The sequence below is a fragment of the Streptomyces sp. NPDC005820 genome, from assembly GCF_040630255.1.
Taxonomy (GTDB): Bacteria; Actinomycetota; Actinomycetes; order Streptomycetales; family Streptomycetaceae; genus Streptomyces.
In genome coordinates this window covers 141,529-155,866 of sequence record NZ_JBEXXE010000011.1, presented here as the reverse complement: position 1 = coordinate 155,866, position 14,338 = coordinate 141,529, and the positions used below count along the sequence as shown (strand labels likewise).

The following is a 14,338-nucleotide window of genomic DNA, read 5'->3' as shown; positions in this document are numbered from 1 at the left end:
CCGGCCATGACGCACGCCACGACCGACTGGTCGAAGCTCAGCCACGCCTCCGGGCCCGCGGACGACATACCGGCGCTGTTCGCCCGGCTCGACGGCGGGCCGGGCGACAAGGAGATCTGGGACGACATCTGGTCGGACCTCTACCACCAGGGGAGCGTGTACGGGGCGAGCTTCGCCGCGCTGCCGCTGCTCACGGACGTGGCCACGGGGCGGTCGGCCGGCGACCGGGTCGACGCGGTCTCGCTGGCCGGGTTCATCGTCGGCGAGGCCGATCCGGAGGACCGGTACCGGTACGAGACGGAGATCGCCGAGCTGCTCGCGGTGTGCCGGGAGTGCATGGGCCGGGTTCCGGCCGACGACCCGAGGGAGTTCGTCTACTTCGTGCAGTTCCTGCTCGCCTTCGAGGGGGTGCCGTTCTGGGGAGCGGAACTGGAGCGGCTGCTGGAGGAGTTCGAGGCCGAGTGCCCGGAGTGCGAGGCGTACACCGAGGTCATGGTGGGGGAGTACCTGGACGACTGCGCGGCCGTGTTCCATCCGGCCGACCCCGCCGCGCTGACCGGCATCGGCGCCCGGCTGCACGCGATGGCCCTGCGGGCCGGACAGGACGCCGTGGCCGAGTGGGTGGCCCGTCTGTTCGGCCGGGTGACGTGCTCCGCGTGCGAGACGGTCTTCGATCTCGCGGAGAGCGCGGCGCGGTCCTGAGACCTGGCCCGGAGAGCGCCGGGCCGGTGAACCCGCCCTGGTGGGTCCGAGGCCTCGGCCGGGAAGCGCGGCCGGCGCCCGACGCCTAGCCTGAAGGCATGGCGACGGTGCTGGTCTGCGGCGTCGAGGTGGCCTATGCGCGGCAGGGGCACGGGCCGCCGCTCGTGCTCGTGCACGGGGCGGGGCTCGACGGCCGGCTGTGGCAGCCGCAACTCGACGCCCTCGCCGACGAGTTCACGGTCGTCGCCTGGGACGAACCGGGAGCGGGGCGGTCCTCGGACCTGCCGGCCGGCTTCGGGCTCGTGGACTTCGCGGACTGCCTCGCCGCGCTGATCGAGGAGCTGGGGCTCGGCCCGGCCCGGGTCGCGGGGCTGTCCTGGGGCGGCACGGTCGTCCTGGAGCTGTACCGGCACCACCCGGCGCTGGTCGGCGCGCTGATCCTGGCCGACACCTACGCGGGCTGGAAGGGGTCGCTGCCGCCCGAGGAGGTGGCGGCCCGTGTCGAGGGCACCCGGCGGATGCTCGCGGTGCCGCCGGAGCGGTTCGATCCGACGATGCCGGGACTGTTCGCCGGCGATCCGCCCGCCGCGTTCGTACCGCTGCTCGACGCGATGGCGCGGGACGTCCGGCCCGGGACGCTGGGGGCGCAGCTCTCCCTGATGGCCGAGGCCGACCAGCGCGACCTGCTGCCCTCGATCGGTGTGCCGGTGCTGCTCGTGTGGGGCGAACACGACGCGCGCTCACCGCTGGGCGTCGCGCGTGCCTTCCAGGAGGCCCTGCCCGACAGCGAGCTGGTGGTGCTTCCGGGCGCGGGCCACGTCAGCAATCTGGAGGCGCCGGAGCTCTTCAACCGGGCCGTGCGCGCGTTCTGCCACGCCCACGACGTGTGAACCGGCCCGTCGGCCGCCGTGCTCGCGTGACGGCTACGCCGCCGTCGGTCCCGTCACCGTCCAGCCCGGTGCCTGCGGATGCGCGGTGAGGTCCTCGTGGTGCACCACCTCGCCGCAGGCCCGGCAGGTGACGACCGGGAGCAGTTCGTGGCCGCAGACGTGCTCGACGACCATCGGCCGGTCGGTGTCCTCGCGGAGGTGGCGGTCGCCCCAGGCCATCAGGGTCATCAGGACCGGCTCCAGTTCCAGCCCCGCCTGCGTGGGCCGGTACGCGAAGCGCTGCGGGCGCTCGCTGTAGGCCTGCTTGGTGAGGATCCCGGCGTCGACGAGCCGGCGCAGCCGCGTCGCCAGGATGTCGCGCGGGGCGCCGATGTTGCGCACCAGCTGGTCGAAGCGGCCGTTGCCCAGGCACACCTCCCGCAGGACGAGCAGCGAGTACTTCTCGCCGACGAGGGCGAGGGCGTCCGCGATCGAGCAGGGGCGCGGTTCTCTGGGGCTCCGGGAGGCGGCCATGCGGATCAGTCTAGGGGAGGGTTGGAAAAGCGGACCGTAGTGAGTTGGATTTTCCAACTTACCGGGCTATGGTGGGTTCGGATTTCCTACTCACCAGTAGTCGCGGAGGCCCGCACATGCGTGACGCAGTCGTCGTCGAAGCCGTACGCACCCCGATCGGCAAGGGCAGGCCGAACGGTTCCCTCGCGCACGTCCACCCCGTCGAACTCCTCGCCCACACCCTGCGCACCCTCGTCGAGCGCTCCGGCGTCGACCCCGCGCTGATCGACGACGTCATCGGCGGCACCGTCGACCAGGTCGGCGAGCAGGCCATGAACACCACCCGCTACGCCGCCCTCTCGGCGGGCTTCCCGGAGACGGTCCCCGCGACCACCGTGGACCGCCAGTGCGGCTCCTCCCAGCAGGCCGTGCACTTCGCCGCGCAGGGGGTCATGGCCGGGGCGTACGACCTGGTCGTCGCCTGCGGGGTCGAGTCGATGAGCCGGGTGCCGATGTGGTCCAACGTGCCGCCCGGCAAGGACCCCTTCGGCCCCGGCATCGCCGAGCGGTACCCCGACGGACTCGTCCCCCAGGGCATCAGCGCCGAACTCATCGCCGCGAAGTGGTCGATCACGCGCGAGCAGCTGGACACCTTCGCCGCGTCCTCCCACCACCGGGCCGCCGACGCCTGGCAGCGGGGACTGTTCGACGCCGAGGTCGCCCCCCTCGACGGAGTCTCGCGCGACGAGAGCGTACGGCCCGCCACCACCCCCGAGATCCTCGCCGGACTCAAGCCGGCCTACCACGACCCGGAGTTCGCCGCCCGCTTCCCGCAGATCGAGTGGAACGTCACCGCGGGCAACGCCAGCCCCGTCAACGACGGCGCCTCCGCCGTCCTCATCACCTCGTCCGAGACCGCCGCCCGGCTCGGCCTGCGGCCGCTCGCCCGCCTGCACAGCTTCGCCGTCACCGGCTCCGACCCCCTGCTGATGCTCACCGGCGTGATCCCGGCGACCGACAAGGTGCTGAGCCGGGCCGGACTGCGCCTCGACGACATCGACCTCTTCGAGGTCAACGAGGCGTTCTCCAGCGTCGTCCTGGCCTGGCGTCAGGAGACCGGCGCCGACCTCGCCAAGGTCAACGTCCACGGCGGAGCCATCGCGCTCGGCCACCCCCTCGGCGCGAGCGGCACCCGCCTGACCACGACGCTCGTCCACGCCATGCGCGAACGGGGCGCCCGCTACGCCCTGCAGACGATGTGCGAGGCGGGCGGGCTGGCCAACGCGATGATCCTGGAGTCGGTGTAAGGGCTCACCGGCGACGCAGGTGGTGGCGCTTGCGCCAGGCCACCACCGCGCCCGCCACCGTCGGCAGGGCGATCGAGGCCAGCGCGATCACGAAGACCGGGGACGTCGGCGTCGAGGCCCGGGCCCCGGCGACGACGTACGCGGCCGTGTTCGGGATCGAGCCCAGCGCGGTCGCGACCAGGTACGGCGTCCAGCGCATCCGGGAGACGGCCGCGGCGTAGTTCACGCCCCAGAACGGCAGCCCGGGGAACAGCCGCGCCCCCAGCATCGACCGCATCCCGTGCCGGCTCAACTGGCCGTCCGCCGCCTTCAGCAGCCGGCCGCGCAGCAGGGGCCTCAGCGCGTCCTGACCCAGCACCCGGCCGAGGCCGAAGGCGAGCCCGGCGCCCAGCACGGTGCCCGCCAGCGCCGCGGAGAGCCCGACGGCCGAGCCGAACACCGCGCCCGCCGCCAGGTTCAGCAGCGGCCGGGGCACGAACGCGACCGTGCACAGCCCGTACGCCACCGCGAACACCACGGCGGCCGTCACCCCGCCCACCTGCGGCGGCCAGCCGTGCGCGAGGAGTCTCTGGGGTTCGAACAGCAGCACGCTCGACCCGGCCAGCGCGAGGAGGGCGACGAGCAGCGCGAACCGCGACCAGGGCGACAGCAGCACTCTGCCGAGGCGCGCCGGCGGACGGGCGGGCGCGGCGGCGGTGACGGCGGCGGTGACGAGAGGCACGGGAACGAGGAGCTCCGTGGCGGCGGCCCGGGGAGTGGCCGCGGCGGTGCCCCCAGAGCGGGTGGTGGCATCGAGCATCCCGCGACAGTAGCCGACGGACATGTGTGATCGCCGTATGGTTCGTCTCATGACCGTCACAGGCGCGGGCGCGACCGACGTACCGCACAGCGCCCTCGCCGACACCGTGCTGGAGCGGCTCACCGCCGTGTACGGGGGCGCGGCCGACGCCGAACGGGCCGCCGCCATGCGGGCGTACATGAAGGACGTGGCCCCCTTCCTGGGCCTGCCCACCCCCGAGCGCCGCGCCCTGTCCCGGACCGTCCTCGCGGGCACGCCCCGGCCCACCGAGGCCGACTGCACGGCCGTCGCCCTGCGCTGCTGGGCCCTGCCGCAGCGCGAGTACCACTACTTCGCCGTCGACTATCTGCGCCGCCACGCCGGACGCTGCTCGTCCGCGTTCCTCCCGGTCACCCACCGGCTGATCACCACGACCTCGTGGTGGGACACCGTCGACCTGCTCGCCGCGCATGTCGTCGGCGCCCTGGTCGAGGCCGACCCCCGGCTCACCGCCGCCATGGACGACTGGATCGCCGGCGACGACCTGTGGGTGGTCCGCACCGCCCTGCTCCACCAGCTCCGCTACAAGGACCGCACCGACGCCGACCGCCTCTTCGCCCACTGCCTGCGCCAGTCCGGCCACCCGGACTTCTTCATCCGCAAGGCCATCGGCTGGTGCCTGCGTGAGTACGCCAAGACCGACCCGGACGCCGTCCGCGCCTTCCTCGCCCGCGAACGGGGCCGCTTCGCCCCGCTGACGGTCCGTGAGGCGCTCAAGAACATCGGGGGCGCCGGCTAGTCCGCGTTCCGGATGGCGCGGCGACGGGTTTCCGTGAGGTGGATGTCGATGGACCGGGCGAGGACCAGCCCCTCCTTCGGGTCGTCCGCCCGGAAGGAGGGGTGGCGGAGCAGGGAGACGCCGTCGAGTGCGACGCCTTCACGGGCGAGGACGAAGACGAGGGTCAGGAAGGCGGACCGGGCGTTGCCGTTGTCGAACGGGTGGAAGAAGCAGACGTCCAGACACGCGCGGGCGGCGCGGGCGGTCAGCGGGAGCGGCCGGTCGCCTCGCGCCGGGCTCTGCGCGAGGCAGGCGTCGAGACGGGCGCGAGTGTCCGGGCCGATGCCGTAGCGTTCCCGGCCCCGCTTGGCGAAGGCGGGCAGGGCGCGGAAGCCGGGCGGCTTCGGTGTGCCCAGGACATGGCGCTGCCAGCCGCGCAGCAGCTCGAAGTCGAGCTCTGCGCCGCGTGCCGCGTCGGCCCGCACCCGCTCCAGCGCGGCGAGCAGACCCTGCGCGCGGGCGGGGTCCAGGGCGCCGTCGAAGGCCCGTACGCAGTCCGCCGCGCCGTCGGAGACCGGGGTGACCGGCCCGTCCTCGCCGCCGGCCGGCGCCTCCCGCCACGGCACGGCCTCCCGCACCGCGAGCCAGCTCTCCAGATGGTCCGGCAGCGGCGCGGGGGACCACGCCCCGTCGTCCGGCCGCAGCGACCCGGCGATCCGCTCCGCCACGTCGTCGATCAGCACCCGGTCCGGGCCGGTCCAGCTCTCGAACCGCCCCCCGATCGCCTCGTCGACCAGCTCCCGCGCGTCGTCGGGTTCGAGCCCCCAGCGCGTGAGGAACCAGGTGAGCACCTGACGGCAGTGTCCGTACCAGCCGCTGCCGCAACCGGTGCGGTCGGTCACCTGGACGATCAGGTTCCGGGCGGCGCACTCCCACAGGATCCGCTGGTCGTCGACCGACGTGAGAGCCAGCGGATACGCCTCGAAGCGCCCGGCGAGGCCCTCCAGCCACCCGCGCCATTCGCACAGCGCCGAGGCCACCCGGGTGAGGGTCTCCTCCGGGGTGGTGATCGAGTGGGGCGGACAGCACCAGCTCCCGACCGGGCCGCCGTCGAAGTCCCCCTCGTCGAGCGCCCAGCGCCAGCCCGCGGCCCAGAGCCCGTAGTGCTCGACCAGGGCGTGCGACATGGCGTCGGCCCACGGCCGCGCCACGTCCCAGTCCCAGGCGTGCACGGCGGGGTCGGCCGGGGAGGCGTCCGGCCGGTGCGGCACCCTTCGGGCCGGGCCGAGCGAGCGCACCACCGCCGCCGCCGACGCACCGTCGAAGGGATGACGGGCGGGATCCACCTCGTCCCAGCTCAGAGAACCGGGAATCAGATCGACGATCACCACGCAAGCCTCCGCGCCCGACCCGCCCCCGTTCAACCGAATTAGGGCCGCCACCGGGGCGCTGTGTCGTCCGGGGTGTGCGGGCTCGCGAAGTGGAAGGGGACGCCGAGCCGGGCGGCGACGGCCCGGCCCACCGCGTCGGCCACCCCCGCGGGGCGGCGAAGAGAGCCGGGGTGGACGGGAGTCGCCTGGTACAGGGTGGCCAGCCGGTGCTCGTCCTCGGGGTCGTCCGTGAGCGCCAGCAGGTCCACGAACCAGTCGTGCACCGTGTCCCCGTCCCACACGGCCTCGATCGCCACCACCCGCCCGGGCAGCACGGCGGCCTCGGCCGCGAGCGCCTCGGGGTCGGGCGCGACGGCGGGGTCCCGGACGACCCGGTCGCCGTGGTGGACGTACCGCTCCTCGACGACGCGTTGGGCGTCGAGCAGGGGCAGCCCGCCCGGTCTGCCCGCCTCCCACACGACGCGCACCGCCTGGAACACGGCGTCCCGCAGGACCAGTTCGTCGGCCCGCGCCCGTGTCTCCTCCGGCAGCCGCTCCCACCACTCGGCCGCGCCGAACCCGCTCACCAGGAACCGCGTCCGCTCTCCCACCCGCCCGAAAACCATTCGACGCCGAACGAACCATCGGCGAGGATCGACACCATGTTCCGGTACGCCTTCGCCACCACAGCATCCGCCGTCGCGGATGCTCCGAAGGCTGCCGTCCCGCTGTACCCGGCCGTTTTCGGCGGCGCCCGAAGCTGACCCTCCCCGGATCGTCCGGCGGACCCCGCAGGGGGAGGGTCGGCCGGTTTCCCCGGGGTCCCCTCTCCCAACGGAGAACTTCCACGCAGACGCTTCGAGGTACAGCCATGTCCAAGACCGCGTACGTACGCACCAAGCCGCATCTCAACATCGGCACCATGGGCCACGTCGACCACGGCAAGACCACCCTGACCGCCGCCATCACCAAGGTCCTCGCCGACCGCGGCGCCGGCACCTTCGTGCCGTTCGACCGCATCGACCGCGCCCCCGAGGAGGCCGCCCGCGGCATCACCATCAACATCGCGCACGTCGAGTACGAGACCGACACCCGCCACTACGCGCACGTCGACATGCCGGGCCACGCCGACTACGTCAAGAACATGGTCACCGGCGCCGCGCAGCTCGACGGGGCGATTCTCGTCGTCTCCGCGCTCGACGGGATCATGCCGCAGACCGCCGAACACGTCCTGCTCGCCCGGCAGGTGGGCGTCGACCACATCGTCGTCGCGCTGACGATGGCCGACCGGGCCGACGACGAACTGGCCGAACTCGTCGAGCTGGAGGTCCGTGACCTGCTCACCGCGCACGGCTACGGCGGCGACGCCGCCCCCGTCGTACGGGTGTCGGGGCTGAAGGCACTGGAGGGCGACCCGCGCTGGACGGCGTCGATCGACGCGCTGCTCGACGCGGTGGACATCTACGTGCCGATGCCGGAGCGGTATCTGGACGCGCCGTTCCTGCTGTCCGTGGAGAACGTGCTCACCATCACCGGGCGGGGCACCGTCGTCACCGGTGCCGTCGAGCGGGGCACGGTCCGGGTGGGCGACCGGATCGACGTGCTCGGCACCGGGCTGGAGTCCGTCGTCACCGGCCTGGAGACCTTCGGCAAGCCGATGGAGGAGGCGCAGGCCGGCGACAACGTGGCGCTGCTGCTGCGGGGCGTGCCCCGGGACGCCGTACGGCGCGGGCACGTGGTGGCGGCGCCGGGGAGCGTCGTGCCGCGACGGCGGTTCTCCGCGCAGGTGTACGTGCTCTCCGCGCGCGAGGGGGGCCGTACGACGGCGATCGCCACCGGCTACCGACCGCAGTTCTACATTCGCACGGCTGACGTCGTGGGGGACGTGGACCTGGGGGACGCGGGGGTCGCGCGGCCGGGGGAGAGGGTCGTCATGACCGTCGAGCTGGGCCGGGAGGTGCCCTTGGAGCCGGGGCTGGGGTTCGCGATCCGTGAGGGCGGGCGGACCGTGGGGGCGGGCACCGTGACGGCCGTTCTGTGAAGCGCCCGCGCCCGTGAGGTCTCTGCACCCGGGCACAATGGAGAAGTGAACGACGAGCCCATACCCGTCAGCCGTGCCGTCGACCACGGCACCGCCAAGCTCATGCCCGATGTCGATCGGGAGCGGGCCTGGCTGCTGACGGTCGACGGGGCGCCGCAGTCGTACGTCGATCTCGACGAGCCGGAGCATCTCGAGTTCGAGTACGCGCGGCGGCTCGGGCATGTCCTCGACGTCGTGGCGGAGCCCGGGCTGCCCCTCCACGTGCTGCACCTCGGGGGCGGGGCGCTCACCCTGCCCCGGTATGTGGCCGCCACCCGGCCGGGCTCCCGGCAGGACGTCGTCGAGGCCGACCGGGCGCTGCTGGAACTGGTCGTCGAGCAACTGCCGCTCCCGGCCGGCGCCGGTGTCGTGCTGCACCCGGCCGACGCCCGCGCCTGGCTGGAGGCGGCGCCCGAGGACTCGGCCGACGTGCTGGTGGCCGATGTCTTCGGCGGCTCCCGGGTCCCGGCGCACCTGACCTCCCTGGCCTACGCCCGGGAGGCCGGCCGGGTCCTGCGCGGCGACGGCGTCTACCTCGCCAACCTCGCCGACGCGGCGCCCTTCGGCTTCCTCCGCTCCCAACTGGCCAACTTCGCGGCGGTGTTCGAGGAGCTCGTACTCATCGCCGAGCCGGCCGTGCTGCGGGGGCGCCGGTTCGGCAACGCGGTCCTCGTCGCCGCGCACCACCCCGTCGACGTGACCGCCCTGGCCCGCCGCACCGCCTCGGACGCGTTCCCGGCCCGGGTGGAACACGGCCCCGGGGTGCGGCGGTTCATCGGCGACGCGCGTCCGGTACGGGACGAGGACGCCGTACCGTCCCCCGAGCCGCCGGACGGGGCGTTCGGCATCGGCTGAGCCGGCCGGGCCCGGGGAACCGTGGTGCGGGCCGTTCAGTTCGCCGTGGGCTCCCCGTGCCAGCGCACGGTGCTCAGGATCTGCATGACCGTCGCCTTCGGGACCTCGTCCTTCACACCCTTGGCCCCGAGCCAGTTCCACGACACGTAGTCGCCCTTGGAGTTCTTGAAACCGAACGTGATCGCCTTGCCGTCGCTGTCGCACTTGCCCTTCTGGGGCGTGTTCGTCGACTGCGCCCAGGCGTAACTGCCCTTGATGCCGGAGGCGGTGGTGAAGGGGGTCGCCTTCTCGTCGAAGGTGAGGCTCTTCTTGTCCGGCTCGGTGTAGCCGCCGAAGACCCACCACGCCGGGGTGTTGACGGCGATCTCGTCGGTGTTCTTGGCGCCCTCGGCCCCCTTGGTGCCGACCATCGCGAGCGACGTGTAGTCGGTCTTGCCGTCCTTGTCGCTGTCGGTGCCGCACCACTTGGACTTGTACTCGGCCACGCCCGACATGAGGATCGAGCCGTAGCCGCTGGGCTCCTTCTTGTCCTCCCACTCGAAGCCGCGGCCGACGCCCGGCTTCTCGACCTCCCAGTCCGCCGGCACGTCGAAGGCGAGGCCCCACTTGGGGTTCACCACGACCTTCCAGCCGGAGATCGTCGCCTTCTCCTCCTCGTTGTCACGAGGGTTGTCGTCGGTGCCGGCGGACGAGGAGGCGGAGGCGGACGCCGAGGGGCTGGTGCTGCCCTTGGCCACCCCGCCCTTGTCGTCGTCCTTGGCGCCCAGCACCAGATAGCCGGTCACACCGGCGGCCACGACCACGGCCGTGGCGGCGATGATCGCGACCACCTTCGTGCGTTCGCCGCCGCCCGCGCCCCCGCCCCCGCCGCCGGGTGCGGGCTGGGGGCCGCCCACGGCCGTCGGGGCGCCCCACTGGGGCTGCTGTCCATAGGGGTTGGGCTGCCCGGTCTGCTGATAGCCGGGCTGCTGGTACGGATTCGGCTGCTGGTATCCCGGCTGCTGGTACGGATTGTTCTGCGCCTGCGGGTTCTGCTCTCCCCCGGGCGGCTGATTTCCTGGCCACATGGCCTGAAACCCTAGTGCCGTCCGGGGCGCGGTGTGGTCACCGCCCCTCATCGTACGGCGATCGGCACATCGGCCCTGGCCAGTCAGGCTACTCGTGGGTAACATCGCGCTCATGAGCGCAGACCAGATGTCCATCGGCGAGATCCTCGCCGCCACCGTGCCCATGGCCAGGACCCTCAACCTGGAGTTCCTGGAGACCGGCCGGGACCGGGCCGTGGTCGCCCTGCCGGACCAGGGCGACTTCCACAACCACGTGGGCGGCCCGCACGCCGGTGCGATGTTCACGCTCGGCGAGTCCGCCAGCGGCGCGATCGTGCTGGCCGCGTTCGGGGACCAGCTCTCGCGCGCGGTGCCGCTCGCCGTCCGCGCCGAGATCGTCTACCGGAAGCTCGCGATGGGCGCGGTCACCGCCACCGCGACCCTGGGCCGCCCGGCCGCCGACGTCGTCGCCGAGCTGGACGCGGGGGAGCGCCCCGAGTTCCCGGTGACGATCGAGATCCGGCGCGCCGACGGCGCGGTCACCGGCGAGATGACCGTCGTATGGACGCTGCGTCCCAACGGCTGAGCGACGCGGACGGGTGACGGGCCGGGGAGCGGCGCACGGCTCGTGGTGCACGCCGTCCCCCGGGCCTTCCCCGGCCTTCCCCGGTCCTTCCCCGGCCTTCCCCGGTCCTTCCCCGGCCTTCCCCGGGTCTTCCCCCGGTCCTTCCCCGGGTCTTCCCCCGGTCCTTCCCCGGCCCTTCCCCCGGCCCTCCCCCGGCCTTCGTCGGGACTTCGTCGGGACTTCGTCGGGACTTCGTCGGGCAGGCTCAGGCCGCCAGCCGCTCTCGTGCGGAGCCGGTCTCGCCGCCCTCGCCGTCCGTGCCGTCCTCGCCCTCCGTGGCGTTCGTGCCGTCCCCGCCGTTCTCCAGACCCGCCACGAACTCCTTCAGCCAGGCCACGAACTCCGGTCCCAGGTCGGGTCGGTCGCAGGCCAGTCGGACCACCGTGCGCAGGTAGTCGGCCTTGTCGCCGGTGTCGTAGCGGCGGCCGGAGAAGACCACGCCGTGCACCGTGCCGTCCGCGGCGAGTTCCTGCAGCGCGTCGGTGAGCTGGATCTCGCCGCCGCGCCCGGGCTCGGTGCGCTCCAGGACGTCGAAGACCGCGGGATCGAGCACATAGCGTCCGATGACCGCGTACCGGCTCGGCGCCGCCTCCCGTGAGGGCTTCTCCACCAGGCCCGTGACCCGCACGACGCCGTCCTCGTCGGACGGTGCGACCGCCGCGCAGCCGTAGAGATGGATCTGCTCCGGCGGGACCTCCATGAGGGCGACGACACTGCCCGCGTACCGGTCGCGGACCTCCAGCATCCGGCTGAGCAGGGTCTCGCGCGGGTCGATGAGGTCGTCGCCGAGCAGGACGGCGAAGGGCTGGTCGCCGACATGATGGCGGGCGCACAGCACCGCGTGGCCGAGGCCGAGCGGGTCGCCCTGCCGGATGTGGTGGATGTCGGCCAGCCGGGCCGGGTCGCGCACGGCGTCCAGCCGTACGGTGTCGCCCTTGGCCGCCAGGGCCTGCTCCAGCTCGAAGGCGTGGTCGAAGTGGTCCTCGATGGCCCGCTTGTGGCGGCCGGTGACCATCAGGACGTCGTCCAGACCGGCCGCGGCGGCCTCCTCGACGACGTACTGGATGGCCGGCTTGTCGACGACCGGGAGCATCTCCTTCGGGGTCGCCTTCGTCGCGGGCAGGAAGCGGGTGCCGAGGCCCGCCGCCGGGACGACCGCCTTGCGGACCGTGGGTGCGGAGTGGGGGGTACTCATGGGGATCAGGGTGGACGAAGGGGATGGGAGAACCCCGGGAGTCCCCTTTGGGATTCCTGTGCAAGAGAAGTTGAAGATTTCGTGTGCCAACGGCCTTTGCTCGTCCACAAGTTGAGTCGCGCAGTCCGGGCCGGATATCGAATGCGGGTGCGGATACCCGCGGTAACTTTTCTGAAATTACCTCGCTTTGAACTCCGGTCGATCGAACTCCTTGTTTCCTGTGAGACGCATGTGCGAAGGTGAGCCTCCCCTTACGACGGCCACGCAATGCGCGGGCGGTCCGTCGGCTTGGAAGGAATTGGTTCCGTGCAATCCCCGAACCCCCCGCGACCCCCCTACCCGCCCCGCCCCGGATGGCCCCCCGGGGATTCCGACCCCCATCTCGCCGCCCGGTTGGCCGAGGGCGACACCAGCGGGCGCGCCGTCGCCCTGCTGCTCGCCCGGCACTGGCGGGCCACCCATGACTACGCGGCCGTCTGCCTGGCCGACTCCGGGGACTCGGCGCGGCTCGTGGCCGCCGCCGCGTTCCACACGGTGTTCGGCCGGCTCGCCAAGGGGCACAGCGGCGGCGCCCTTCGGCCCCAACTCCTCGTCGCCGTGAGGAACACGGTCCGGGAATGGGCCGGGACCGAAGGACTTTCCGCCGTCCTGCCGGAGTTGCGCAAAACCGTCGGCGGCCGCGGACTGCGCGCCGCCCGGCCCGTCACCCCCGAAAGGCGGCAACTCGCCGAGCGGGCTTTCTCGTTGCTTCCCGCCGCCTCCCAATGCCTGTTGTGGCACGCCGAGGTGGAAGCGGAACCCCTATCCGTACCGGCCGGTCTGCTGGGCGTCGACGACATCACCGCGAGCGCCGGACTGGAACAGGCGCGGGAGCAATTCAGGGCGGGCTGCGTCCGCGCGCACCGTGAACTCGCGCCCACCGCCGAATGCCGCTTCTACAACCGCCTCCTCGACGTTCCCCTGCGCCGCGGCGGAACCCTGCTGCCCGATGTCCGCCGCCATCTCGCGCAGTGCCGCTTCTGCCGGCACGCCGCCGAACAGCTCAGCCACTTCGACGGCGGACTCGACACCCTGCTCGCGGAGACCGTGCTCTCCTGGGGCGCGCACCGCTATCTCGACTCGCGCCCCGCACGCGTCGAGTCCGGCGCCCGGCCGTCCCGGCCCACCGCCGCGGCCCGGCCGACGGGCCGTCACCGCGTCGCACCGAACGGCCTGCTCGATCTGCCGGGCCGGCGTCCCAAGGCCGTGCTCGTCGGCGTCGGCCTCACCTCCCTCGTCCTGCTCGTGACCGTCCTCGTGGCGAAGAGCTGGTCCGACGACAACGGTGTCCCCGGCCCCCGGGCCACCTGGGGCGCCCCGGCCGGCGGCCCCGCCGCCCCGGGCGCCGGCACTCCCCGGGGCACCGGCACCCCCGGTGCCGAGGCCCCCTCGCCCTCCGGTTCGCCCTCGGCAGCCTCCGCCGCCCGCTCCGCCGCGACCGCCCACGGCCGACTGCGCAGCCCGGTGACCGGACGCTGCCTCGACGCCGCGGGCGGCAGGGCCGAGTCCGGTGCGGCGGCCGTCCTGGCGGTCTGTTCCCCGGCCGTCTCCCAGCAGTGGTCGTACCAGGACGACGGGCTGCTGCGCAGCGCCGCCGCGCCGGCCCTCTGTCTGACCGCCGACCCCGGCCGCGCGTCGGTCGCGCTGGGCGGCTGCGTGGTCCACTCCGGCGAGGTCTTCTTCGACCTGACCGTGCGCGGCGAACTCCTGCTGCGCCGCGACGGCGGCCTGGTCGTCGCCCCCGGCACCGGGAAGGCCGGTGCGAAGGCCGTCGTCACGGAGCGGGACGGCTCGCGGGCACAGCGGTGGGAGTTCGAGACGGCGGCGCCCAGGGAGAGGTCACCGGAGGCGCCACCGGCCCCCCACATCGCCCCGCCACTCTCCCGCGACACCGGGCCGGAGTCTCCCGCACCGCGCGACGCCGCACCGGCCGCGCCTCGACTCGCCCCACCCGCACCGGAGTCCGAGAAGAGGGCCGCCCAGGTGGACTGCTGCGGGGGACATGAACCGCCCCGGCTCCCGGAGCTCGTCGCGGCGCTACCGGAACCGATCGGCCTGCCGGACCCCACCGGGCCGAGGACGCGGACCCCGGCAGAGCCCGACGTCGTCGCACAGGTGAGGGCGGCACTCGTCCGCTGAGGTCGCACAGGGGCCGCCGCCGACACGGGGCGGCCCCTCGGG

General features: G+C 73.4%; 14 protein-coding genes. 8 read left to right on the top strand and 6 right to left on the bottom strand.

The annotated features are described in order from the left end of the window. Nucleotides 1-6 precede the first annotated feature (6 nt). Nucleotides 7-702, top strand: coding sequence for a hypothetical protein (locus ABZ464_RS15955; RefSeq protein ID WP_359276593.1), 696 nt, complete (start codon nt 7-9; stop codon nt 700-702). Nucleotides 703-800: 98 nt separating this feature from the next. Continuing rightward, the gene (locus ABZ464_RS15950) at nt 801-1,592 is read left to right on the top strand and encodes an alpha/beta hydrolase (RefSeq protein ID WP_359276590.1); all 792 of its coding nucleotides are present in this window, start codon (nt 801-803) and stop codon (nt 1,590-1,592) included. A 33-nt stretch (nt 1,593-1,625) separates the two neighbouring features. Here ABZ464_RS15950 and ABZ464_RS15945 read toward each other — a convergent pair whose 3' ends face one another. Then, nucleotides 1,626-2,105, bottom strand: a complete 480-nt coding sequence (locus ABZ464_RS15945; RefSeq protein WP_359276587.1) for a helix-turn-helix domain-containing protein — start codon at nt 2,103-2,105, stop codon at nt 1,626-1,628. Between the two features lie 116 nt (nt 2,106-2,221). Between ABZ464_RS15945 and ABZ464_RS15940 the strand changes: the two genes are divergently transcribed. Continuing rightward, nucleotides 2,222-3,391 (top strand): thiolase family protein, encoded by a 1,170-nt coding sequence (locus ABZ464_RS15940; RefSeq protein WP_359276585.1) that lies wholly within the window; start codon nt 2,222-2,224, stop codon nt 3,389-3,391. A 4-nt stretch (nt 3,392-3,395) separates the two neighbouring features. Here ABZ464_RS15940 and ABZ464_RS15935 read toward each other — a convergent pair whose 3' ends face one another. After that, the gene (locus tag ABZ464_RS15935) at nt 3,396-4,190 is read right to left on the bottom strand and encodes a TVP38/TMEM64 family protein (RefSeq protein ID WP_359276582.1); all 795 of its coding nucleotides are present in this window, start codon (nt 4,188-4,190) and stop codon (nt 3,396-3,398) included. A 49-nt stretch (nt 4,191-4,239) separates the two neighbouring features. On the opposite strand from ABZ464_RS15935, the gene ABZ464_RS15930 reads away from it, so the two are divergent. Next, on the top strand, nt 4,240-4,968 hold the full coding sequence (locus tag ABZ464_RS15930; RefSeq protein WP_359276579.1) for a DNA alkylation repair protein: 729 nt from the start codon (nt 4,240-4,242) through the stop codon (nt 4,966-4,968). Here ABZ464_RS15930 and ABZ464_RS15925 read toward each other — a convergent pair. Further along, a complete protein-coding gene (locus tag ABZ464_RS15925) occupies nt 4,965-6,335 on the bottom strand; it encodes a cell filamentation protein Fic (RefSeq protein ID WP_359276577.1) in 1,371 nt (456 codons plus the stop codon). The genes ABZ464_RS15930 and ABZ464_RS15925 overlap by 4 nt on opposite strands. Before the next feature lie 41 nt (nt 6,336-6,376). Continuing rightward, on the bottom strand, nt 6,377-6,928 hold the full coding sequence (locus ABZ464_RS15920) for a hypothetical protein (RefSeq protein ID WP_359276575.1): 552 nt from the start codon (nt 6,926-6,928) through the stop codon (nt 6,377-6,379). A gap of 260 nt (nt 6,929-7,188) precedes the next feature. On the opposite strand from ABZ464_RS15920, the gene tuf reads away from it, so the two are divergent. Next, the gene (tuf, locus tag ABZ464_RS15915) at nt 7,189-8,358 is read left to right on the top strand and encodes an elongation factor Tu (protein ID WP_359276572.1); all 1,170 of its coding nucleotides are present in this window, start codon (nt 7,189-7,191) and stop codon (nt 8,356-8,358) included. 102 nt (nt 8,359-8,460) lie between these two features. Beyond that, nucleotides 8,461-9,252 carry a fused MFS/spermidine synthase gene (locus ABZ464_RS15910; RefSeq protein ID WP_359276840.1) on the top strand — a complete coding sequence of 264 codons (792 nt, stop codon included), beginning with the start codon at nt 8,461-8,463 and terminating at the stop codon, nt 9,250-9,252. A gap of 35 nt (nt 9,253-9,287) precedes the next feature. On the opposite strand, the gene ABZ464_RS15905 is transcribed toward ABZ464_RS15910, so the two are convergent. Further along, complete coding sequence (locus ABZ464_RS15905; protein WP_359276570.1) at nt 9,288-10,319, bottom strand: hypothetical protein; 1,032 nt, start codon at nt 10,317-10,319, stop codon at nt 9,288-9,290. A 127-nt stretch (nt 10,320-10,446) separates the two neighbouring features. Between ABZ464_RS15905 and ABZ464_RS15900 the strand changes: the two genes are divergently transcribed. Next, nucleotides 10,447-10,884 (top strand): DUF4442 domain-containing protein, encoded by a 438-nt coding sequence (locus tag ABZ464_RS15900; protein ID WP_359276837.1) that lies wholly within the window; start codon nt 10,447-10,449, stop codon nt 10,882-10,884. Nucleotides 10,885-11,128: 244 nt separating this feature from the next. Here the strand turns inward: ABZ464_RS15900 and galU are convergent, their stop codons facing one another. Then, a complete protein-coding gene (gene galU / locus ABZ464_RS15895) occupies nt 11,129-12,118 on the bottom strand; it encodes a UTP--glucose-1-phosphate uridylyltransferase GalU (protein ID WP_359276567.1) in 990 nt (329 codons plus the stop codon). Nucleotides 12,119-12,424: 306 nt separating this feature from the next. Here galU and ABZ464_RS15890 point away from each other — a divergent pair, with 306 nt between their 5' ends. After that, complete coding sequence (locus tag ABZ464_RS15890; RefSeq protein ID WP_359276564.1) at nt 12,425-14,296, top strand: RICIN domain-containing protein; 1,872 nt, start codon at nt 12,425-12,427, stop codon at nt 14,294-14,296. The last annotated feature ends 42 nt before the right edge of the window (nt 14,297-14,338 follow it).